We start from the raw sequence: 20,104 nt of genomic DNA on the forward strand, positions 1-20,104 counted from the left end.
GCATCCGAGCGCCGGGGACCGGAGACTCCGACGACATGAGCGACCCGAAACGCTTCAACCCGGCCCGCCCTCCGCGCCGTGAGGGCAAACTGCACCGGATCGCGCCGCGCCTGGCACAGCGCCCCGGGCCGTTGCGCGCCGTCATCGACCACGCCCGTGGGCTGGAGCGGCTCGGGCGGCGGCTGCAGCGGAACCTGCCGCCGGAGACGCAGGGCCACTGGCGCCTAGCCCGACTGGATGAGGAGGAGATGGTCTTGATCGCCGACGGCAGCGGCTGGGGAACGCGGCTTCGTTACCTGTCGCGCCAGCTCCAGGACGCCGCCGAGGCGATCTCCGGGCAGCGGCCGCGGCGGGTGACCGTGCGCGTCGCCCCGGCCTCGTCGGCCCCGCGCAAGCTCCAGGGACCCGGGCCGCTCAGCGAGCAGGCCGCCAACACCCTGCGCCGGGCCGCCGCCACCAGCAGCGACCCGGCGCTGCGCGAGGCCCTGGAACGGCTCGCCTCACGGCGGCGCGACGAGGACTAGTGCTCGTCCCGATCCTCGAGCCCACTGCGCAGGACGTGGGTCTCGGGGTCGTAGTGGTGGCGCAGTTCATCCTTGATCGTCCCGTCCCACAGCGGCACACCGACGAAGTAGCCGGCCCGGCCGATGACGTGGGCGGCCACCGGGGCGGTGAGCACGATGAAGACGATGATCGCCACCGCCCGTGCCGTCACCGAGGCGTCGGCGAAGTGCACCGCCACCCCGGCGATGATCAGCGCCGCCCCCAGGGCGCCGGCCTTGGTCGTGGCGTGCATCCGGGTGAGCAGATCCGGCAGGCGGTACAGGCCCACCGCAGCGATGAGCATCAACCCGCCGCCGAGCAACAACAGGACCGAGGCGATCAGCTCCTGCAGGAAATCAGTCATCCCGCGGCCCCCCTTTCTCCAGATACCGGGCGAACCCCACCGCGGCCATGAAGGCGAGCAGGGCCAAGACGATGGCCACGTCGATGAAGTGGTCAACACCGGTGTGGATGGCGTAGACGCCGATGAACCCGACCAGGATCGAGGCGATCAGCTCCAGCGCCACGACCCGATTGGGCAGCATCGGTCCCTTGGCCAGGCGCACGAAGGCCAGCACCAGCGACGCCGAGAGCATGGCAAAGACGAGGGTTGCGGCAATCCCGAGCATCAGCGCATCACCTCCAGCACCCGGCGCTCCAGCTCCTTGACCTCATCCAGCAGCGCCTCCTCATCCTCGATGTACATGGCGTGGATGTAGAGCACCCGCCGGTCGGTGGAGACGTCCAGCGACAGCGTCCCCGGGGTCAGGCTGATCAGGTTGGCAACCACCGTAATCTCGCCGTCCGTGCGAGCCTCCAGCGGGACACCGATCACCCCCGGCCGCATGCCCCACTCCGGCGTGACCACATCGTAGGCGACCCGGGCGTTGGCCTTGATCAGCTCCCAGATGTAAAAGAACACGAAACGGATGAACCGCGGCACCCGCTGGCCGTAGCCGGCGAACGCCGGCAGCTGGTTCTGCATCACGGCGATGGCGCCATAGCCGAGCAGGAAGCCGAACAGGGCATTGACCGCACTGAAGTTGGCGGTCAGCACCACCCAGACCATGGCCAGGACGACGTTCCAGGCGAATGGGATCACTGCGCACCCTCCTCCAGCACGGCGTCGATGTAGACCTGCGGATCAAGCAGCTGCTTGGCGGAGGCCTCGGCCAGCTCGTAGAGCGGCTGCGCGTAAAGACCGATGAACAGGGTCAGCAGCGCCAGCCCAGCGATCGGCAGATACATGGCCCACAGGCCCGGGTCGCGCCGCTCGCCGGTGAGCACCGAGGTGTCCTGCACATGCTCGGGCACCCCGTGCCAGAACGCCTCCTGCCAGATCTTGGTCATCGAGTAGAGGGTCAGCAGGCCGGTGAGCAGGGCCACAAAGACGATCCCCCAGGAAGCCTGCTCGACGCCGGCCCAGATGACGATCAGCTTGGCGATGAACCCGGACAGCGGCGGCAGGCCGGCCAGCGACAGCGCCGGCACGGCGAAGAGCAGCCCCAGGAACGGCCGGTGCTTGTAGAGCCCGCCCAGGTCGCGCAGCTCGTAGCTGCCCAGCATCCGGTAGGCCACGCCGGCGACCAGGAAGAGGTTGGTCTTCACGATGATGTGGTGCGCGATGTAGAAGACACCGCCGATCAGGGCCAACGGCGTGAACAGCGCCAGGCCCATGATCATGTAGCCGATCTGGCTGATGATGTGGAACGAGAGGATGCGGCGCACCTCGTAGTGGTACGCGGCACCCAGCACGCCGGTGATCATCGTGAAGCCGGCCGCCCAAAGCAGGATCTCGTGGGTGTAGGCGACCTCCTGCGTGAAGATCAGCGTAAACACCCGGTACAGGGCGTAGACACCGACCTTGGTCAGCAGGCCGGCGAACAGCGCCGAAATGGCGATCGGCGGGGTGTGGTAACTCGCCGGCAGCCAGAAGAAGAGCGGGAAGGCACCGGCCTTGATGCCGAAGGAGACCATGTACATGGCCGCCAGCACGGTGACCAGCCCGGGCTGATCCACCTCGGCGAGCTTCACCGCCATGTCGGCCATGTTCAGGGTGCCGACCAGGCCGTAGGTAATGCCCACCGCCGAGAGGAAGATCATCGACGAGAGCAGGTTGAGGGTGACGTACTTGATCGCCCCCTCCATCTGCGCCCGCTCGCCGCCGAGGATCAGCAGCGCGAACGAGGCGACGAGCATCACCTCGAACCAGACGTAGAGGTTGAAGACGTCGCCGGTCAGGAAGGCGCCGGCCACACCGGCGAGCAGCAGGTGCAGCAGCGGCCAGTGGCCGTAGTGCTCGTGCCCGCGCGGCGTGGTGGCCGTAGAGTACACGGCGGTGGCGAAGCCCATGATGCCGGTGAGCACCGCCATGATGGCGCCCAACAGGTCGGCGACTAGGGTGATGCCGAAGGGCGCCTTCCAGTCGCCCATGTGCATCACCACCACGCCCTCGTGCCAGACCGTGTGCAGCAGCCACAGGGTGCTGGCCAGCAGCGCGCCGGTGCCGAGCACCCCCAGCCAGCGCTGCACGGTCAGGTGGCGGTGGACCGCCAGCGAGACGGCGCCCAGCAGCAGGGGCAGCAGTACCGGTATGGCGACTTGCAGACTCACGTGTCCGTATCCTTCATCTGATCCAGATCGTCGGCCTGCACCACCTGATACGCCTTGTTGATCAGCACCAGCGCAAAGGCCAGCACGCCGAAGGCGATCACGATGGCGGTCAGGATGAGGGCCATGGGCAGCGGATCACCCACCGCGCCCACCGGCCCGTCGGCGCCCTCGGGGATCAGCGGCGGCGCTCCCCGCGTCATCCCCGCGGCGGTGAAGAACAGCAGGTTCGCCGCGTTGGAGAGCAGGATCAGGCCGATGACCAGCTTGACGATGGAACGGCGCAGCATCATGTAGATGGCGGCGGCGAACATGATGCCCACCAGGACGGCCATTAACGGTTCCATAGCCTTACTCCTCCGCCTCCGCCAGGCTCACCACGATGGCCAGCACCGAGCCGAGCACGGTGAGGTAGACCCCGACGTCGAAGATCAGCGGCGTGTTGATGCTCACCTCCCCGATCAGCGGGATCTCCGGATACCACCACAGCGCCTTGAAGAAGGGCTCGCCGATGAAGATCGGCGGTACGGCGGCGAGGGTGCCGATGACCAGGCCGACCCCGGCGATGGTCCGTGCATCCACCCGCAGCACCTGCTGCGTGGCCGGCACGCCGAAGGCGAACAGGTAGAGGATGAACGCCGAGGAGGCCACCAGCCCGGCGATGAAACCGCCGCCGGGCAGGTCGTGACCGCGCAGCAGCATGAAGATGGAGAACAGCAGCTGCAGCGGCAGCAACAGCCGCGCCATCGTCGAGAGGATCAGGGACCCGGGCTGGATCATTGGTTGTCCTCCTTCTCGGCGGGACTGCTCTCACCGGTCACCCGGTACTTGACCATGGCGTAGACGCCGATGGCGGCCAGAGCGACGACGAAGATCTCGCCCAGGGTGTCCAGCGCCCGATAGTCCACCAGGATCACGTTGACCACGTTGCGGCCGTGGGCCAGCGGCACACTCTCATCCAGGTGGTAGGCCGAGATCGGCTCGGCGAACTGGACATCGATGGTGATCAGCAGCAGCGAGGTCACCAGCACGCCCATCACCGCGGCCACCACGCCGTCGCGCACCCGCTGCTGCGGCGCGGAGAAGTTCATGAAGCCGGGCAGCCGGAAGAGCACCAGGACCAGCAGGATCACCGTCAGGGTCTCCACCAGGATCTGCGTGATGCCCAGATCCGGGGCGCTGAACAGGATGAAAATCAGCGCCACGGTGAAGCCCATCACGCCCAGCGACGCCACCGCCCCCAGCCGCGAGTTGGTCACGCAGGCGAAGAGCACCGAGGCGATCAGCACACCGGCGATGATCCACTCGTAGAAGTAGACCTCGAGGCCGGCGCCGAAGCCCCCGTCGTAGCGGGTGGCGAGGGTGTAACCGACCAGAAGTACAGTGGTCAGCACCGTGGTGGTGATGTAGTGGCGCAGGTAACCGTTCTGCAGCACGCGGGTCTGCCAGTCCGCACTCCAGACCAGGGCGTCGAGGGTGCGAAAGTAACCGGCCTCCGGGCCGCGCTCATAGAGCCAGTCGTACCGGGCCATCGCCTCGCGCACCTGATCCCAGCGGGTGAACAGGAAGGCGCCGGCGGCAATGGCGAACAGCGACATGACCAGCGGCAGATTGACCCCGTGCCAGAGCGAGAGGCTCACCGAGATCTGCTCACCGGCCAGCGATGAGGCCACGGCACCGATCAGTCCCTCGGGAATGAACGGGAACACCCCGAAGAGCAGGCTCAGGACACCGAGGACCGCCGGCCCGGCGAGCATCCCCGGCGGCGCCTCGTGGGGCTCCTTCGGGGTCTCGGTGCGCTCGCCGAAGAACGGCCGGATGACCACGATGCCGGCGACAATGACCACGAGCACGGCGGTGCCCAGGGCGAGCAGGGCCAGCACCGCGGAGAGGTAGGGCGCCGCCAGCACCGACTCAAGCATCAGCTCCTTGCCGAGGAAGCCGAACAGCGGCGGGATGCCGGCCAGTGACAGGGCCGAGACCGCGGCCAGCACCGCCGTCTTCGGCATGGCGTGGCGCAGGCCGCCCATCTTGAGGACGTCCTTGGTGCCGGTCTCGTGGTCGAGGGCGCCGGCGACCAGGAACAGGGCGCCCTTGTAGAGCGAGTGCGCCAGCAGGAAGGCGCCGAAGGCGATCATCGCCCCCTCGGTACCGATACCGGCGAGCATGGTCAGCGTACCCAGGGCCATCACCGTGGAGTTGGCCAGCACCCCCTTGATCCCGGTGCTGCGCACGGCGAAGTAGGCGCCGGTGAACATGGTGATGGCGCCGACCAGCGGCAGCAGCGTCATCCACAGCGTGGTGTCACCCAGTGCCGGGTGCAGCTTGGCCAGCAGGAAGACGCCGGCCTTCACCATGGTGGCCGAGTGCAGGTAGGCCGACACCGGGGTCGGCGCGGCCATGGCCCGCGGCAACCAGAAGTGGAACGGCACCTGGGCCGACTTGGTGAAGGCGCCGAGGAGGATCAGCAGGGTCAGCGGCACGTACCACTCGTGCTCGCGGATCACATCGCCCTGCTTCAGGAGCTCGGAGATCGTGTAGGTGTCGCCGACGATCCCCAGCATGATGAAACCGGCGAGCAGCGCCAAGCCACCGCCAACGGTCACCAGCAGACCCTGCAGGGCGTAGCGCCGCGCCTTGGCATCCTCGTTGTCGTAGCCGATCAGCATGTACGAGGTAATGCTGGTCAGCTCCCAGAAGATGAACAGGGTGATGAGGTTATCGGAGAGCACCAGGCCCAGCATCGACGCCATGAAGGCGAGGATGTGGACGTAGAAGCGCGGCTGACGCTCGTCGCCATCCAGGTAATCGCTGGCGTAGAGCAGGACGAAGGTGCCGATCCCCGAGATCAGCAGGGCGAAGAGCAGCGACAGCCCGTCCACGTAAAAGGACAGGTTGACGTCGAGCCCGGGCACCCAGGTGTACTCCATCCACACCGTCTCGCCGCCGACAATCTGCGGCAGGAAGGTGGCAAAATAGAGGGTGAGCACCGCGGGCAGCGCGGCGAAAGCCCAGCCGGCGCGGCGGCCCAGGACGGGCTGCAGCCACGGCACGAGGGCGGCGAGCACGAATCCGGAAAGTACTGCAGCAAGCATGCGAGGCCGATCTCCTGACGGTCTCGTCGGCAGACAACGGTTGTGGAAGATACCCGATGCTCCGGGGGCTGACAAGTTGGCGCAGCTGCAGGGGCGCCGGTAACCCCTTGAGTCGCCTTCTCACATCTGCCCGTCGCGGGTATCCTCCCGACCCATGAGCGAAGCCGATATGACCGAGCACCCCCCGGACAATGTCGTCTACCTCGCCCGCACCGAACGCGGTCAGGGTCGGGCGATCCCCGGTCGGATCGAGCGGCTGCGCCGCCACGTCGAGGGCCGTCTGGTGGGATCGCTGCGTCAGGGCCTGCACGAGGCGCAGGAGCGGCTCCACGAGCTGGCCGGCGGCGGCGAGCAGGGTGACGCCTACCGCCAAGACATGCAGATGGTCCGACTGCACCGCCACGACATGGAAGAGGTCTTGCGCGCCGGTCTCGAGTACCGCTTCGCCGGGCTCATCGACCCGGCGGCCGTTGACCCGCCACCCACCCCGGCGCACCACAGCGCGGCGGCGCGCATTCTGACCGATCTGCGCAGCCGCACCGCAGCGACGACCGAGCCGACCACCCGCGCCCTGGACGCCGCCCTCCCCACGGTGCGCGTGCGCGAGCCGCTCAACCCGCTGGCCGCAGCGCAGGTGGCCGACCTGCTGCTGCGTGTCCAGCAACGCCCGCCGCTCGCCGCCCCGGCACAGGAGGTGGTGCTCGAAACGCTCGGGGACGCGGTGGGCCGCATGCTGCCGGATCTACACCGCGAGGCGGTGGCGCAGCTCACCGGCGACGGCGCGGCGGACCCCGCCGGGCCGTCGGCGGCGACCAGCGTCGCCGACGAGACCCGATTCGCAGCACGCGCCGTGCGCAGCCGCGACCGTGTGGAGGCGGCCCGGCAGCGGGTCAGCGAGGAGATCGAGCGCTGCCTGGAGGGGCGCCGGCCGCCGGCACTCATCGAGCAGCTGATCCGGGACGCCTGGGCACGGCTGCTGCTGCTGATCCACCTGAGCGACGGCGCGGACTCTGAGAACTGGGTCCGCCACTGCGCGGTGATGGAGCGCCTGGTCTGGAGCGTCGACACCCCGCCGGATGCCACCTCGCGCCGACGGCTGGTCCTGGAGATCCCCCTGCTCCTCCACGAGGTGGCCGACGGCCTGCGCGAGGTCCTCCATGACCCCTTCGAGGTCAGCAAGGTGCTCCGCGCCCTGGAGGCCGAGTACCTGAACTGCCTGACCCGCGGCGATCCGGGGCTGGCCCAATTCAGCGCCAGGAACGACGATACCGCCGCGGCGAGCCACCGCGAGGGGGACGTGCGCCGGGTGGCCGCCCTGCCCGAAGGGACCTGGATGGAGATCGGCGGGGCACAGGGCGAGCGCCTGCGCGTCCGGCTGGCCGGGCACACCGCCGATGGTCGGCTGATCTTCGCCAACCGGGCCGGCTTCAAGGTCCTCGAGCGCAGCACCGAGGCGCTCGCCGCGGCCGTGGCCGACGGGCAGGCCAAGCTGCTCGACGACCATGAGCTGCTCAACGACGGGCTCTCGCGGGTCATCCGCCGGCTCGTCGAGCGGCGTGCGGGGCACGGCGAATGAGCTTGGCCCGCCGCGTACGGGCGGCCCTGATCCTCGCCTTGGCCCTCGTCCACCTACTCCTCGGCGGGCTGTGGGTCACCGGGGCCAGCCTGCTCTCGCGGCGGCTCGGGCGCCACGCGGCGGCCCTGTGGAACCGGATCCTCATGGCCCTGATGCGCGTCCGCCTTCACCGGCACGGTCGCCCGCAGCGCGGCGCCCTCCTGGTGGCCAACCACCTCTCCTGGCTGGACATCGTTGCCCTGTTCGCCCTGGTGCCGGACACCTTCCTGAGCAAGGCGGAGCTGCGCGACTGGCCGATTGTCGGCCGCGTGGCCCGCAACCTCGGCACCCTGTTCATCGGCCGCGGCCACAGCGGCGCAGCGCAGCGGGCCGCCGGCGAGATGGCCGAGCGGCTGCGCCGGGGCGATGCCGTGATCTTCTTCCCCGAGGGCCGGATCAGCACCGAATTCGGCATCCAGCCGTTCCGCCCGCGGCTGTTCCGTGCCGCCCACGAGGCCGACTCCGCAGTGCAGCCGGTGGCCATCGGCTACCGTCCGCGCCACCGCGGTGACGATCTGGGGGAACTGGTGCCGGAGCGTCGCATGCTGGACAGCGCCTGGTGGGCGGCCGGCCACGGGGTGGAGGTCCACATCCACTTCCTGGACCCCATCCCGGCCGCGGAGCGGGACCGCCGGCAGCTGGCCGACGAGGCGCGCAAACGGATCGCCGATCGGGCGGGGCTGCCGCTGCTCGGGCGGACGCCGGCCAACGGCGAACACTAGTTGGGGCCGGCGGCTTGGCCTCGCGCGGCGGCTCCGCCACGGGGCCCGCTCTAGAAATCCATGCGTACGCCGGAGCCCACCGCCCAAGCCGAGCGGCCTGATCCGATTTTCGCATCCTCGCCGCTAGGGCCGGCGGTCCGGCCGACCTCCCAGGGAACCAACCGCGAGTCGTCGTCGTTGCTCAGATAGGTAGCGGTGGCGTAGAGGCGCAGCCGCTCGCTTGCGTGGAAAATCGGGCCGACGGAGACCAGTCGGGCCCCGTGACCGGAGGCATCCACGTCCAGGGTGTAGTACTGCAGGCGCAGGTCCAGATCGTCCTCAAGGGCATAGAGCAGCCCCGCGCCGTAGGCAGCGGCGTCGCTGTAATCAGCGTCATCAACCGCGTAGGCATCCCGGGTCGCCTGCCCCAGCGCGGTCACCCGCAGGGCCTCGGTGGCCTGCCAATCCAGACCCAGCCGGAGGGCATCAGCACTGCGCACCGCTCCCGCGCGGCCGGCCACCCGCTCGTAGCCCACCGCGACCCAGACGCGCTCGCCGCTGTAGCGCAGGGCACTGCTGACGGCGGTGCGTTCGTTGTCGTCCGCCGGGAAGGCCTCATCGTCGTCTTCTTCTCCGTCCCAATCGAAGCTCCCCTGCAGGTCGACGCCCCAGCCGGGCTGCTCCGGCGAGCTGTAGCGGACCGCATTGGGAAAGCGCTGATCAAAGTGGGGCCTATGGCCAGCGCGCAGCACGTTGCGGGCATTGCCCAACTGACTGCCGAAGAGATCCACGCGGCTGCGGATGTCCTTAACCGCCGTGTCCATGTAGCCCAGCCGCAGCGTCCCCCACGCCCCGGTCAGCCCCAAGTAGGTATCCCGGGGAGCCAGGTCGGCGCCGTCGCCGCGATTGTAGTCCAGGGTGCGCTCCAGGCGGCCGTAGACCGTCAGTCCGGTCTCCAGGGTGTGACCAACGCGCAGCCCCAACCGGGAGGAGTTGCTAGCCAAGTCGCCGGCGGCGTAACCGCCGCCGCTGTAGTAATCAACGCTGACGTCGGCACGGCCGTAGACCGACCAATCGATCTCTGCGGCCGCCACCGGATTGCCGGCGATACACGGCGCCGCCGGCGCCAGCAGGGGCAGCGCGGCGAGCAGACGCCAGCCGGATGCGGGGCGCCGACGCCCCGTGCGGATCACTCCCATGCAGTGCTCCTTGAAGACCGTTGGTAGGGACCGGCGCCGTGCGCCCCTCCGGCGCGCCGGAACCGATGGTTGCAACCGGGCGGGATTGTAACCCGGCGCTGGGCGGCGGATCAGGCGGCCGCGCCCGGGCGCCGCCAGGCCCAGAGCAGCAGCGCCACCCCGCCGAGGATCATGGGCAGGGTGAGGACCTGGCCCAGGGTCAGCCAGCCAAAGGCGAGGTAGCCGATGTGCGCATCCGGCATGCGGAAGAACTCGACGAAGGCGCGGAAGCCCCCGTACGCCGTCAGGAACAGACCGGTGACCGCCCCGCGGGCCCGCGGTCGGGCGGAGAACCACCACAGCAGCACGAACAGGGCGATCCCCTCCAGCCCCATCTGATAGAGCTGCGAGGGGTGGCGCGCCTCGTCGCCCAGGGGCGGATAGACCATGGCCCAGGGGACCTCGGAGGGCCGGCCCCACAGCTCGCCGTTGATGAAGTTGCCCAGCCGCCCGGCGCCGAGGCCGATGGGCACCAGCGGCGCGGCGAAATCGGTCAGACCCAGCAGCGGGATCCGGTAGCGCCAGGCGTAGACCCCCAGCGCGGCGGTGACCCCGAGGAGCCCGCCGTGGAAGGACATGCCGCCTTCCCAGAGCCTCAGCAAGGCGAGCGGGTCGGCGGCGAGGCCATCCAGGTTGTAGAAGAGGTGGTAGCCGAGCTTGGCGCCGACAATCACCCCCAGGGCGCCGAAGAAGACCAAGTCGTCCACCTGCTGCCCGGTCACCGGGCTGTCCGGCCGACGCGCCCGCCAGCGCCCCAGCCCCCAGGCGGCAAGGAAGCCGACGACGTACATCAGGCCGTACCAGTGGATGGCCACCGGCCCGAGCTGGATGGCGACCGGGTCGATATCGGGATAGACGAGCATGGGCGGAGACTAGTGGAGAGCGACGCGGCAAGGCAAGCGCGGCGCCGACATCCGCGGTAGGAAGCGGGCCAAGCAGGCAGACAGCCAGGAAGCGAGAAAGGATCCCGTGGCCCCGCAGCCGGGGTGGCCGCAGGGCCACGGGATCAGCGCGCCCGAATCAGCGCGAAGGAAGTGGAGCACCCACGGGCGACCTCAGAAGCCGAAGCCGAAGCCGACATTCAGGTAGAGGCCATCCAGGTTGTCGGGGCTATCGCCATCGGAAAAAGCGTCTAACTCGTCGTCTACGGCGTTCGTCCCCCGGTAGGCGATCTTGGTGAACAGCTCCGAGGTGTCCCCGGTGTCCAGGGCGAAACGGCCGTAGATGTCGGTGGCTGTGACGTCGGCGCTGGCCTGCCCGAACATCAGGCCGACGCTGGTGGCGAAGCCGACACCACCAACCAGATCGTACTCGGCAGTCAGACCACGGAAGTCCCCTGTCGTGCCTCCAAAGCCATCCAGCCGCTCGTAGTAGACGCCCATGCGGAACTCGTCGTTGAGATGGACGCCGAAGTCGAAGGTGTTGGCGGAGATATCACTGTCCTCGACGTCGGAGTCGAAGGCGGTGTAGACCGGCGTGTGGCCGTACTTGAAGAAGAACGTCTCGGCGCTGGCCGAGGCGGCGAAGGCCGTGGCCGAGAGCAGGGCCACGCCGGCGATGGTGTGCCTGGCATGCTTGTGCATGGTCAACCTCCTCTGTTGCCTGTTCTGCTGCACCCGCACCCGCGCCCCGCGCCCCGCGGTTCGGGGGCGGCGTTTGGGCGATCGTCTTAGAAGTGGACGCCGAAGCCGACACTCAGCGTGAAGCCGTGCATGTCACTGGCGTCGTCCGCTGCACCGTCGAAATCCTGAGCAAAATCGCTGTCCGGCACGGTGCGGTAGGCGAGCTTGGCGTTCAGGTTGGCGTGGTCGTTGGCCAGCAGCGCCGCGCGGCCGTAAATGTCCGCCACCAGGCTGTTGCCGCTGTCGGAGCGGCCATTGCCAACCATGAAGCCGACACTGCCCATGAAGTCGCCGGTCTCGAGCATGCCGTACTCGGCACTGATGCCCTGGATGTTGGCGCTATTGCCGTCAACGCCATCCAGGCGCTCGTGGTAGACGCCGGCGCGCAGCTCGTCGGTCACACTGGTGCCGAACTCGAAGGCGTTGGCGGAGAGATCGCTGTCCTCCACGTCCGAGTCGAGCGCGGTGTAGACCGGCGTATGGCTGTAGTTGAAGAAGAAGCCGTGCTCGGCCACCGCCGGGCTCGCTGCCAGGGCGCCGGCGGCGACCAGGGCACAGCCGCCGATAATGCGTGGGGAAGCTTTGCGCATGTAGACCTCCTTGCTCAAAGGTGTTGTTGCCGGAAGGCGCCGCCGCCTGCCGGATCGGGCACAGCCCGGGCGGGCGGCGGCGCGGAATAGGGGTGCAGAGGCGCGCGGCCGCAGTGCGCTCGGATAGCCGCATGGCGGCCCGCCAGGGATCGGGTCAGACAGGAGGGATTCAAGGCCGGGATCGACGGCATGGGATCTCCTTATCAAGGACGTCCCCGGGAACACGGGCGCGCCTCCTGCGCACCGCCGTTAATCGCAGGTTAGCAACGGGCCGGAATACGCTCAACGGACAGAAAACCGCACGCCGGGGCACCCCGGTGACGCCGCGGGCGCCCGCTCAGCCGGCCGCGTCGAGACGCAGCGAAAGATCCAGGGCGTGGACGTGCTTGGTCAGGGCACCGACGGAGATACGGTCCACGCCGGTGGCGGCCAGACCGCGCACGGCGTCCAGATCCACCCCGCCGGAGACCTCCAGGGCCACCCGCCCGGCGGCCTGCTCCACCGCCTGACGGATGCCGTCGGCATCGAAATTATCGAGCATCACCACATCAGCGCCGGCGGCGATGGCCTCGTCGAGCTGCGCCAGGTCCTCGATCTCTACGGTGATCGGCGTCCCCGCGGCGCGCAGGCGCGCCACCTCAACGGCCGGGGTGAGCCCGCCGCAGGCGGCGATGTGGTTCTCCTTGATCAGGTAGGCGTCGAACAGCCCGAAGCGGTGATTGTCGGCCCCGCCGGCGCGCACGGCGTACTTCTGAGCGGCGCGCAGCCCGGGCACCGTCTTGCGGGTATCGAGCACCTGCACCCCGGTGCCGGCCAGGGCATCGGCGTAGCGCCGTGCCGTGGTGGCGGTCCCGGAGAGGAACTGCAGGAAGTTCAGCGCCGTGCGCTCGCCGGTGAGCACCGCCCGGCTCGGCCCCTGGATCCGGCAGACCTCGGTGCCCGGCTCCAGCCAATCGCCGTCGCCGTGAAGCCAGCGCACCCCCACGGCCCGGTCGAGCTGCCGGAAGACCTCATCGAACCAGGCGCTGCCGCAGAGCACCGCCGCCTCGCGGGCGACGACGTGGCCTTCGGCCTGCCGGCTGGCCGGCACCAGGGCGGCGGTGAGATCACCGCCGCCGACGTCCTCGGCCAGGGCGCGGGCGACATCGTCACGGATGGTTTCGCGGGGAGGGAGCGGGATGGGCATGCTTGATCAGGGTTCCGTGGGCACGATTCACAGGGTGCAGCGTACCCGGGGTCAGGGCAAGCTGGTGGCGATCACGGCGCGCAGGAACAGCGCCTTGAGGTAGTCGGTCTCGGGGATGGCCGGGTGGATCGGGTGGTCGGCGGGGAGCCCGCCGCGCTCGAGGATGCGCACCGAGCGATCCAGGTGCCGCCCGGCGGCCAGCAGGATCCCCGACAGCCGCTCCTCGGGCAGATGGGCCGAGCAGGAGCAGCTGAGCAGTACGCCGTCGCGGCCGAGCAGACGCAGCGCGGCCTCGTTGACGCTGCGGTAGCCGCGCTCGCCGGCCTTGCGGTCGCGGCGGCGCTTGATGAACGCCGGCGGATCCACCACCGCCACGTCGTAGCGCTCCCCCTCCTGCCGGGCCACCGCCAGGTAGTCGTTCACCTCGCCCTCGACCACCGTCACCCGGTCGGCGACGCCGTTGCGCTCGGCGTTGGCGGCGATCCGATCACAGGCCTCGGCGGAGCGCTCCACGGCCACTGCCTCGCGCGCCCCGGCCACAGCGGCGGCGATGGCGAAGCCGCCGGCGTAGGCATAGGCGTCCAACACCCGAGCGTCCTCGGCATAGGCCGCCAGGCGCTGGCGGTTGCCGCGCTGATCGTAGAACCAGCCGGTCTTCTGCCCGCACACCGCCGGCACCTGGAAACGCAGGCCCGCCTCGCGGACCTCCAGCTCCTCCGGACCGGGCGCGCCGAGCCACTCCACCCGCCGGTCGAGCCCCTCGCGCTCGCGCACGTTGTTATCCGCCCGCCAGAGCACATGCGTCGGGCCGACCACCTTCGCCAGGGCATCCAGGACCTCGGCCTGGAGCCGCTCGATGCCCGCGGTGTTGGGCTGAACCACGCAACAGTCGCCGAAGCGATCGACGACCAGCCCGGGCAGGCCGTCGGCCTCGCCGTGGACCAGCCGATACCACGGCTCGGCGAAGAGGCGCTGGCGCATGGACAGGGCCACCTGCAGGCGGTGGACCAGGGTGGAACGATCCAGCGACACCTTGGCGTCGCGGCTGACCAGCCGGGCGCAGATCAGCGAGTTGGGATTGACGTAGGCGCAGCCGAGGGCCTTGCCGCGGGCATCCTCCACCACCACCTGCTCCCCGGGGGCGAAGCCGCGCAGGGGGGTACGGTGGGTGTCTACCTCGTTGCTGAAGATCCACAGATGACCGGCGCGCAGGCGCCGCTCCTCGCCGGTCTTCAGGCGCAGTACGGGTCGCTGCTCCATAGGGCCTCCTGAAAGGAAGCCCGGTATTCTGCGGTGCTGTCGCGCGGCACGCAATCGCACCCGGTCCGGAGCGGCGCCGATGCCCATCACCATCCGGCGATTGCTTCTTGTTAAACTGACGCCATCGTATTGGCCAAGCTGGAGCGACATCCGTGCGCATCAAGTCCGCCCCCGTCGTCATCCTCTCCGCCGCCCTGGTCACCGCCCTGCCGGCGACCTCCGTCACGGCGCAGACCGCCTATGTCGGCGACGAGATCAGCATCTCCTTCCGCACCGGTGCCGGCTCGCAGTACGCCATCGAGCGCTTCCTGAGCACCGGCGCCCCCCTGGAGGTCCTCGACCCCCCCGAGGATGCCGAGGAGCGCTTCGGCGAGGCGGCCCTGGAGGACTGGATCTACGTCCGCGACAACCGCGGCGACGAGGGCTGGGTGCAGGAGCGCTTCCTGATGGCCGAGCCGCCGGCCAGGGTGCGCATCGGCCGGGTTGAGGAAGAGCGCGACGCCGCCCTGGAGCGGATCGCAGAGCTGGAGGACGAACTGACCGGGCAGGCGGAAGAGAAGGACGCCCTGAGCGAGGAGCTGGCCGAGGCCGAGGCGCGCATCGAGGAGCTGGAGGCCGACCTGGAGGCCGCCAGCGACGGCTACGAGCTGGTCGAGGCCAACGAACAGCTCCAGGAGCGGGTGGAGCGGCTGCTCGAGCGCAACGAGCAGCTGGAGGAGCAGAACTCCGCCCTCGCCGAGCGCAGCCGCCAGGAGTGGTTTTTGGCTGGCGCCGGCGTGCTGGTGGGCGGGCTGATCCTCGGACTGATCCTGCCGCATCTGCGCCCGCGCCGCCGGGACAGCTGGGGCGGCGGGCTGTAACGCCGTGACCGCGCCGCTGCCGGCCCTGCACGAGATGATCGCCGAGCTGGTCGCCGAGCCGTCGGTGAGCAGCGTCGAGGCGGAGCACGACCAGGGCAACCGTGGCATCACCGAGCGACTGGCCGGCTGGCTCGAGGATCTGGGCTTCGACTGCCGCATCGAGGCCCTGCCCGGCCGTCCGGAGAAGACCAACCTCACCGCCACCCTGGCCCCAGCGCGGGCACCGGAGCGGGGCGGATTGGCCCTGTGCGGGCACACCGACACCGTCCCCTGCGATCCGCAGCGCTGGTCCGGCGACCCGTGGCGCCTGCGCGAGGTGGACGGCCGCCTCTACGGACTGGGCGTGACCGACATGAAGGCGTTCCTGGCCCTGGCCGTCGAGGCGGCCCGCGAGGTCAACCCGGCGCAGCTACAGGCGCCGCTGACCCTGCTCTGCACGGCGGACGAGGAGAGCGGCATGGACGGCGTGCGCGCCCTGCTCGACGCCCACCCGGAGGGCCTGGGCCCACACCATGCAGTGGTCGGCGAGCCGACCCGCAACCACCCGGTGCACGTGCACAAGGGCATGATGATGGAGGCGCTCCACATCGAGGGGCGGGCCGGGCACTCCAGCGACCCGCGCCTGGGGCGCAACGCCCTGGACGCCATGACCCGGGTGCTCAACGCCCTGATCGCCTGGCGCGAGGAACTGGCCGCCACCCACCGGGACGAGCGCTTCGCCGTGGCCCACCCGACCCTCAACCTCGGGCACATCCGCGGCGGCGACAACCCCAACCGCATCTGCGGCGAGGCGGAGCTGCACATCGACCTGCGCCCCCTGCCCGGCATGGATCCGGCGGCACTGCAGCAGGAGCTCGACCGGCGCCTGGCCGAGGCCCTCGGCGACGACGCCGTACACCTAACCCGCCGCCCCCTGTTCCCGGCCCATCCGCCCATGGCCACGCCAGCGGACGCCGAGGTGGTGCGCTTCGCCGAGTCGGTCACCGGCCACCCGGCCGGTGCCGTGGCCTTCGCCACGGAGGCGCCCTACCTGACCCGGCTGGGTATGGACGTGGTGGTCCTCGGCCCCGGCGAGATCGAGCAGGCCCACCAGCCCGACGAGTCCATCGCCATCGAGCGTCTGGCGCCCACCGTGGCGCTTCTGCGCCGCTTCATCCACCGCTTCTGCCTGTAGGCCGCGGAGCCCCAATGCGTCTCGCCGACCTCGATCCGCAGCAGTTCGTGGAGTGGTTCCGCCACGCGGCGCCGTACATCAACGCCCACCGCGGGCGAACCTTCGTCGTCGCCTTCCCCGGCGCCGCCGTCGAGGGCCCGCGCATCGACGGCCTGATCCACGACCTGGCGGTGCTGGCCAGCCTGGGCGTGCGCCTGGTGCTGGTCCCCGGCGCCCGCCCCCAGGTGGAGGGGCGCCTGCGCCGCCGCGGCCTGGAACCGCGCTACGCCCAGGGCAGCACCGGCCTACGCATCACCGACGGCGACGCCCTGGAGTGCGTGCGCGATGCCATCGGCGAGGTACGCACCCGGCTCGAGGCGCGCCTTTCCACCGGCGTGGCCACCTCACCGATGGCCGGCCTGCGCCTACGCGTAGCCTCGGGCAACGTCATTACCGCCCGCCCGGTGGGGGTGCGCGACGGCATCGATCACCTCTACACCGGCGAGGTACGCCGGGTGGACGCCGACGCCCTGCGCCGGCGCCTGGACGACGGCGACGTGGCCCTGGTCTCGCCGCTGGGCTACTCGCCCACCGGCGAGGCGTTCAACCTCTCGGCCGAGTCCGTGGCCCGGGCCGTGGGCGAGGCGCTAGCGGCGGACAAACTCATCCATCTGACCCGGCACGCCCCCCTGCGCGACGCCGACGGCGCCCCGGTGCGCGAACTGACCCCGCGCGAGGCGCGGGCCCGCCTGGACGCCGGCGGGCTCGCCGACGACGCCCGGCGCCTGCTGCACAGCGCGCACCAGGCCTGCCTGGGCGGCGTCGGCCGGGTCCACCTGCTCGACCGCACCCAGGACGGCGCCCTGCTGCTGGAGCTCTTCACCCGGGACGGCGTGGGCACGCTGATCGCCCCGGAGCCGTTCGAGTCCCTGCGCACCGCCGGGCTCGACGACATCCCCGGCATCCTCGGCCTCATCCGCCCGCTGGAGGAGAGCGGCGCGCTGGTCTACCGCCCCCAGGAGCTGCTCGAAGAGCAGATCAGCGCCTTCACCGTGGCCGAGCGCGACGGCGCCGTAGTCGCCACGGGCGCCCTGCTGCCGTGGCCGGCCGAGGATGCCGGCGAGATCGCCTGCCTGGCCGTGGACCCGGACTACCGCGGCGCCGGGCGCGCCGACGCCCTGGTCCGCCGCCTGGAGCAGCAGGCCCGCGGCCACGGGCTGCACCGGCTGTTCGTGCTCACCACCCGGGCCGAGCACTGGTTCCGCGAACGCGGCTTCGAGCCCGCCGCCCCGGAGGCCCTACCGGCCACGCGGCGGGCGCTCTACGACCGGACCCGGGGCTCGAAGGTCCTGGTCCGGGACATTCCGTGATCCGCCAAACCTGAGGAGTGCTTCGGGCTGATGCGCGCCTATCTCGATCTCGTCCGCCACGTCATGGAGCACGGCCACCGCAAGGCCGACCGGACCGGCACCGGCACGCTGTCGATCTTCGGCCACCAGATGCGCTTCGACCTGCAGGCCGGCTTCCCGCTGGTGACCACCAAGCGCGTGTTCTGGCGCGGCGTGGCCGAGGAGCTGCTGTGGTTCATCCGCGGCAGCACCAACGCCCGCGAGCTGGAGGAGCGCGGGGTGCGGATCTGGTCGCCGTGGGCCGACCCGGACGGCGAGCTGGGACCGGTCTACGGCGCCCAGTGGCGCAGCTGGCGCGCGGCGGACGGCGGCGAGATCGATCAGCTCCGCCAGGTACTCGACCAGCTGCGCGAGCGCCCCGACTCCCGCCGGCACCTGGTCAGCGCCTGGAACGTGGGCGAGCTTGAGCGCATGAACCTGCCGCCCTGCCACCTGCTCTTCCAGTTCTATGTGGCCGACGGGCGGCTCTCCTGCCAGCTCTATCAGCGCAGCGCCGACCTGTTCCTGGGCGTGCCGTTCAACATCGCCTCGTACAGCCTGCTCACCCACCTGGTGGCCCGCCACGTGGGCCTGGACGTGGGCGAGTTCATCTGGACCGGCGGCGACTGCCACCTCTACCTCAACCACCTGGAACAGGCTCGCGAGCAGCTCGGCCGCGAGCCGCGGCCACTGCCCACCCTGCACATCGACCCGGCGGTCACCGACCTCTTTGCGGTGCGCTTCGAGCACCTGCAGCTGACGGGCTACGACCCCCACCCCAAGCTGACCGCCCCGGTGGCGGTGTGAATCTGCAGCCAATAACTCCGATATGCCATCATGAGGCGTGATATGACGCAGTTTTAAGCGCGACCCACGGCGACCTCAGGATGCCAGCATGGCCGAGACACCCGCGAAGCCGCAGCACACTTCCAACTACCGGCGACTGCGCACTCAGCGAGCGCAGGCTGCGCGGGATCGCGTACTCCCTCTTGCTCATGAGGCATTGGGACGCCTTCAGAAGCTTGGAGTGGAAGCCCGCGTGACGGGATCGCTGGCACGGGGCACATTCCACGAGCGCTCGGATGTCGACTTCCTGATCATCCGATTGCCCGACGAGGAGCTGCGGTATCGGCTGGAGCGCGTCATCGAGGAGACGATGGCCGGCATCCCGTTTGATGTCGTCTATCTCGATGAGGTCAGTCATCCCGAACTCCGCCGACGATTCCTTGAGGCCGCCCGTGACCGAAGCAATCTGGCGTGATATCGAGATTGAACTTGAACGTCTCGAGCGCGAGGAAGGGTTCACGCAACGCTTGCTCCAGGAAATGCCCGAAGACCCGCCGTCGGACTCTTATGTTGAATGGCGGGATAAGAAGGCGCTCTCCGATGCCGTTGAGTCCCTCTACACCGGGATGGAACGAGTCCTGAACATCGTTGCCGAGCACTGCGATGGAGAAGCGCCCGCCGGCCGCGACTGGCACCGGCGCCTGATTGACCGCCTTGCCCACGAAGGCGCCGACAGCCAACGGCCGCCATTGCTCTCATCGGAGACCGCCGAGCGGCTCCACGATCTACGCGGTTTCAGACATCGCTCCCGCCAGGGCTACGGCGCTGAACTCGACTGGCGGAAAACGCGCCGGGCCGGAGGCGACGCACTCGACGCACTAACCGCCTTCCGCAACGACCTGCACGTGTTCGGGCGAGCACTCGGCCTGCACGACCATTAACCCTCTTCCACCGGGGAACGGATTCATGGAAATCGTCCTTGTCGCCATCGTCGGCCGCAACGGCGTCATCGGCGCCGACGGCGACCAGCCGTGGCACTTCCGCTGTGACCTACAGCACTTCAAGGCGATCACCCGCGGCCACCCGGTGATCATGGGCCGGCGCACCTTCGCCGCCATCGGCCGCCCGCTGCCGCAGCGGACCAACATTATCCTCAGCCGCGACCCGGCCTTCGCCGCCGAAGGCGTCGAGGTGGCCGCCGACGCGGAGAGCGCCCTGGCCCGCGCCCAGGCGGCGGCCGGGGGCGAGCAGGTGATGATCCTCGGCGGCGGCGCGGTCTACCGGCTCTTCCTGCCCCGCGCCCACCGGGTGGAGCTGACCGAGGTGGATGACGCCCCGCCCGGCGACACCACCTTCCCGGCGCTGGGCGACGACTGGCGGGAGACCGCCCGGGACGAGGCCGAGGAAGACGGCTACCGCCTGACCTTCCGCACCCTGCTCCGTCGCGACGGTTGACC

General features: G+C 69.9%; 23 protein-coding genes. 10 read left to right on the plus strand and 13 right to left on the minus strand.

Going from position 1 to position 20,104, the window contains the following annotated elements; translation table 11 throughout:
- Positions 1-35: 35 nt before the first annotated feature.
- A complete protein-coding gene (locus tag CCR79_RS10820; RefSeq protein ID WP_201172229.1) occupies positions 36-524 on the plus strand; it encodes a DciA family protein in 489 nt (162 codons plus the stop codon).
- On the opposite strand, the gene mnhG is transcribed toward CCR79_RS10820, so the two are convergent.
- Genes mnhG through CCR79_RS10855 form a run of 7 tightly spaced genes read right to left on the minus strand, consistent with a single transcriptional unit; the run spans position 521 to position 6,248 of the window.
- Positions 521-907 (minus strand): monovalent cation/H(+) antiporter subunit G, encoded by a 387-nt coding sequence (mnhG, locus tag CCR79_RS10825; protein ID WP_238635668.1) that lies wholly within the window; start codon positions 905-907, stop codon positions 521-523. The genes CCR79_RS10820 and mnhG overlap by 4 nt on opposite strands.
- Positions 900-1,172, minus strand: a complete 273-nt coding sequence (locus CCR79_RS10830) for a monovalent cation/H+ antiporter complex subunit F (protein ID WP_201172231.1) — start codon at positions 1,170-1,172, stop codon at positions 900-902. The genes mnhG and CCR79_RS10830 overlap by 8 nt, the downstream gene beginning before the upstream one ends.
- On the minus strand, positions 1,172-1,645 hold the full coding sequence (locus CCR79_RS10835; RefSeq protein ID WP_201172233.1) for a Na+/H+ antiporter subunit E: 474 nt from the start codon (positions 1,643-1,645) through the stop codon (positions 1,172-1,174). Before CCR79_RS10835 ends, CCR79_RS10830 begins: the two co-directional genes overlap by 1 nt.
- Positions 1,642-3,156: a Na+/H+ antiporter subunit D gene (locus tag CCR79_RS10840; protein ID WP_201172235.1), complete on the minus strand. Its 1,515-nt coding sequence runs from the start codon at positions 3,154-3,156 to the stop codon at positions 1,642-1,644. Before CCR79_RS10840 ends, CCR79_RS10835 begins: the two co-directional genes overlap by 4 nt.
- On the minus strand, positions 3,153-3,500 hold the full coding sequence (locus CCR79_RS10845) for a Na+/H+ antiporter subunit C (RefSeq protein ID WP_201172237.1): 348 nt from the start codon (positions 3,498-3,500) through the stop codon (positions 3,153-3,155). Before CCR79_RS10845 ends, CCR79_RS10840 begins: the two co-directional genes overlap by 4 nt.
- Positions 3,501-3,504: 4 nt before the next feature.
- Positions 3,505-3,930, minus strand: coding sequence for a Na+/H+ antiporter subunit B (locus tag CCR79_RS10850; RefSeq protein ID WP_201172589.1), 426 nt, complete (start codon positions 3,928-3,930; stop codon positions 3,505-3,507).
- A complete protein-coding gene (locus CCR79_RS10855) occupies positions 3,930-6,248 on the minus strand; it encodes a putative monovalent cation/H+ antiporter subunit A (protein ID WP_201172239.1) in 2,319 nt (772 codons plus the stop codon). The genes CCR79_RS10850 and CCR79_RS10855 overlap by 1 nt, the downstream gene beginning before the upstream one ends.
- 154 nt (positions 6,249-6,402) lie before the next feature.
- Between CCR79_RS10855 and CCR79_RS10860 the strand changes: the two genes are divergently transcribed.
- Positions 6,403-7,824: a DUF1631 family protein gene (locus CCR79_RS10860; RefSeq protein ID WP_201172242.1), complete on the plus strand. Its 1,422-nt coding sequence runs from the start codon at positions 6,403-6,405 to the stop codon at positions 7,822-7,824.
- Positions 7,821-8,585 (plus strand): lysophospholipid acyltransferase family protein, encoded by a 765-nt coding sequence (locus CCR79_RS10865; protein WP_201172245.1) that lies wholly within the window; start codon positions 7,821-7,823, stop codon positions 8,583-8,585. The genes CCR79_RS10860 and CCR79_RS10865 overlap by 4 nt, the downstream gene beginning before the upstream one ends.
- 50 nt (positions 8,586-8,635) lie before the next feature.
- Here CCR79_RS10865 and CCR79_RS10870 read toward each other — a convergent pair whose 3' ends face one another.
- The 6 genes from CCR79_RS10870 to CCR79_RS10895 form a co-directional block, all read right to left on the minus strand.
- Positions 8,636-9,763 (minus strand): porin, encoded by a 1,128-nt coding sequence (locus CCR79_RS10870; protein ID WP_201172248.1) that lies wholly within the window; start codon positions 9,761-9,763, stop codon positions 8,636-8,638.
- A gap of 110 nt (positions 9,764-9,873) precedes the next feature.
- Positions 9,874-10,665 (minus strand): prolipoprotein diacylglyceryl transferase, encoded by a 792-nt coding sequence (gene lgt / locus CCR79_RS10875; protein WP_201172263.1) that lies wholly within the window; start codon positions 10,663-10,665, stop codon positions 9,874-9,876.
- 192 nt (positions 10,666-10,857) lie between these two features.
- On the minus strand, positions 10,858-11,385 hold the full coding sequence (locus CCR79_RS10880) for a hypothetical protein (protein WP_201172265.1): 528 nt from the start codon (positions 11,383-11,385) through the stop codon (positions 10,858-10,860).
- 86 nt (positions 11,386-11,471) lie between these two features.
- Complete coding sequence (locus tag CCR79_RS10885) at positions 11,472-12,014, minus strand: hypothetical protein (RefSeq protein WP_201172267.1); 543 nt, start codon at positions 12,012-12,014, stop codon at positions 11,472-11,474.
- A 337-nt stretch (positions 12,015-12,351) separates the two neighbouring features.
- On the minus strand, positions 12,352-13,200 hold the full coding sequence (gene nadC, locus CCR79_RS10890) for a carboxylating nicotinate-nucleotide diphosphorylase (protein ID WP_201172269.1): 849 nt from the start codon (positions 13,198-13,200) through the stop codon (positions 12,352-12,354).
- Between the two features lie 51 nt (positions 13,201-13,251).
- Positions 13,252-14,460: a class I SAM-dependent rRNA methyltransferase gene (locus CCR79_RS10895; RefSeq protein WP_201172271.1), complete on the minus strand. Its 1,209-nt coding sequence runs from the start codon at positions 14,458-14,460 to the stop codon at positions 13,252-13,254.
- A 152-nt stretch (positions 14,461-14,612) separates the two neighbouring features.
- Here CCR79_RS10895 and CCR79_RS10900 point away from each other — a divergent pair, with 152 nt between their 5' ends.
- The 7 genes from CCR79_RS10900 to CCR79_RS10930 all read left to right on the plus strand — a co-directional run bounded on the left by CCR79_RS10900 (position 14,613) and on the right by CCR79_RS10930 (position 20,102).
- Entirely contained in the window at positions 14,613-15,320 is a 708-nt protein-coding gene (locus tag CCR79_RS10900; RefSeq protein WP_201172273.1) for a TIGR04211 family SH3 domain-containing protein, read from the plus strand.
- A 4-nt stretch (positions 15,321-15,324) separates the two neighbouring features.
- Positions 15,325-16,494 (plus strand): acetylornithine deacetylase, encoded by a 1,170-nt coding sequence (argE, locus tag CCR79_RS10905; protein WP_201172275.1) that lies wholly within the window; start codon positions 15,325-15,327, stop codon positions 16,492-16,494.
- A gap of 14 nt (positions 16,495-16,508) precedes the next feature.
- A complete protein-coding gene (gene argA, locus CCR79_RS10910; protein ID WP_201172277.1) occupies positions 16,509-17,843 on the plus strand; it encodes an amino-acid N-acetyltransferase in 1,335 nt (444 codons plus the stop codon).
- Positions 17,844-17,873: 30 nt separating this feature from the next.
- Positions 17,874-18,668 (plus strand): thymidylate synthase, encoded by a 795-nt coding sequence (locus CCR79_RS10915; protein WP_201172280.1) that lies wholly within the window; start codon positions 17,874-17,876, stop codon positions 18,666-18,668.
- 88 nt (positions 18,669-18,756) lie between these two features.
- On the plus strand, positions 18,757-19,122 hold the full coding sequence (locus CCR79_RS13705; protein ID WP_201241444.1) for a nucleotidyltransferase domain-containing protein: 366 nt from the start codon (positions 18,757-18,759) through the stop codon (positions 19,120-19,122).
- Positions 19,100-19,588, plus strand: a complete 489-nt coding sequence (locus CCR79_RS10925; protein ID WP_201172287.1) for a hypothetical protein — start codon at positions 19,100-19,102, stop codon at positions 19,586-19,588. The genes CCR79_RS13705 and CCR79_RS10925 overlap by 23 nt, the downstream gene beginning before the upstream one ends.
- A gap of 25 nt (positions 19,589-19,613) precedes the next feature.
- Complete coding sequence (locus tag CCR79_RS10930; protein WP_201172289.1) at positions 19,614-20,102, plus strand: dihydrofolate reductase; 489 nt, start codon at positions 19,614-19,616, stop codon at positions 20,100-20,102.
- Positions 20,103-20,104 lie beyond the last annotated feature (2 nt).

The sequence above is a fragment of the Halorhodospira halophila genome, assembly GCF_016653405.1.
GTDB classification, from domain to species: domain Bacteria; phylum Pseudomonadota; class Gammaproteobacteria; order Nitrococcales; family Halorhodospiraceae; genus Halorhodospira; species Halorhodospira halophila_A.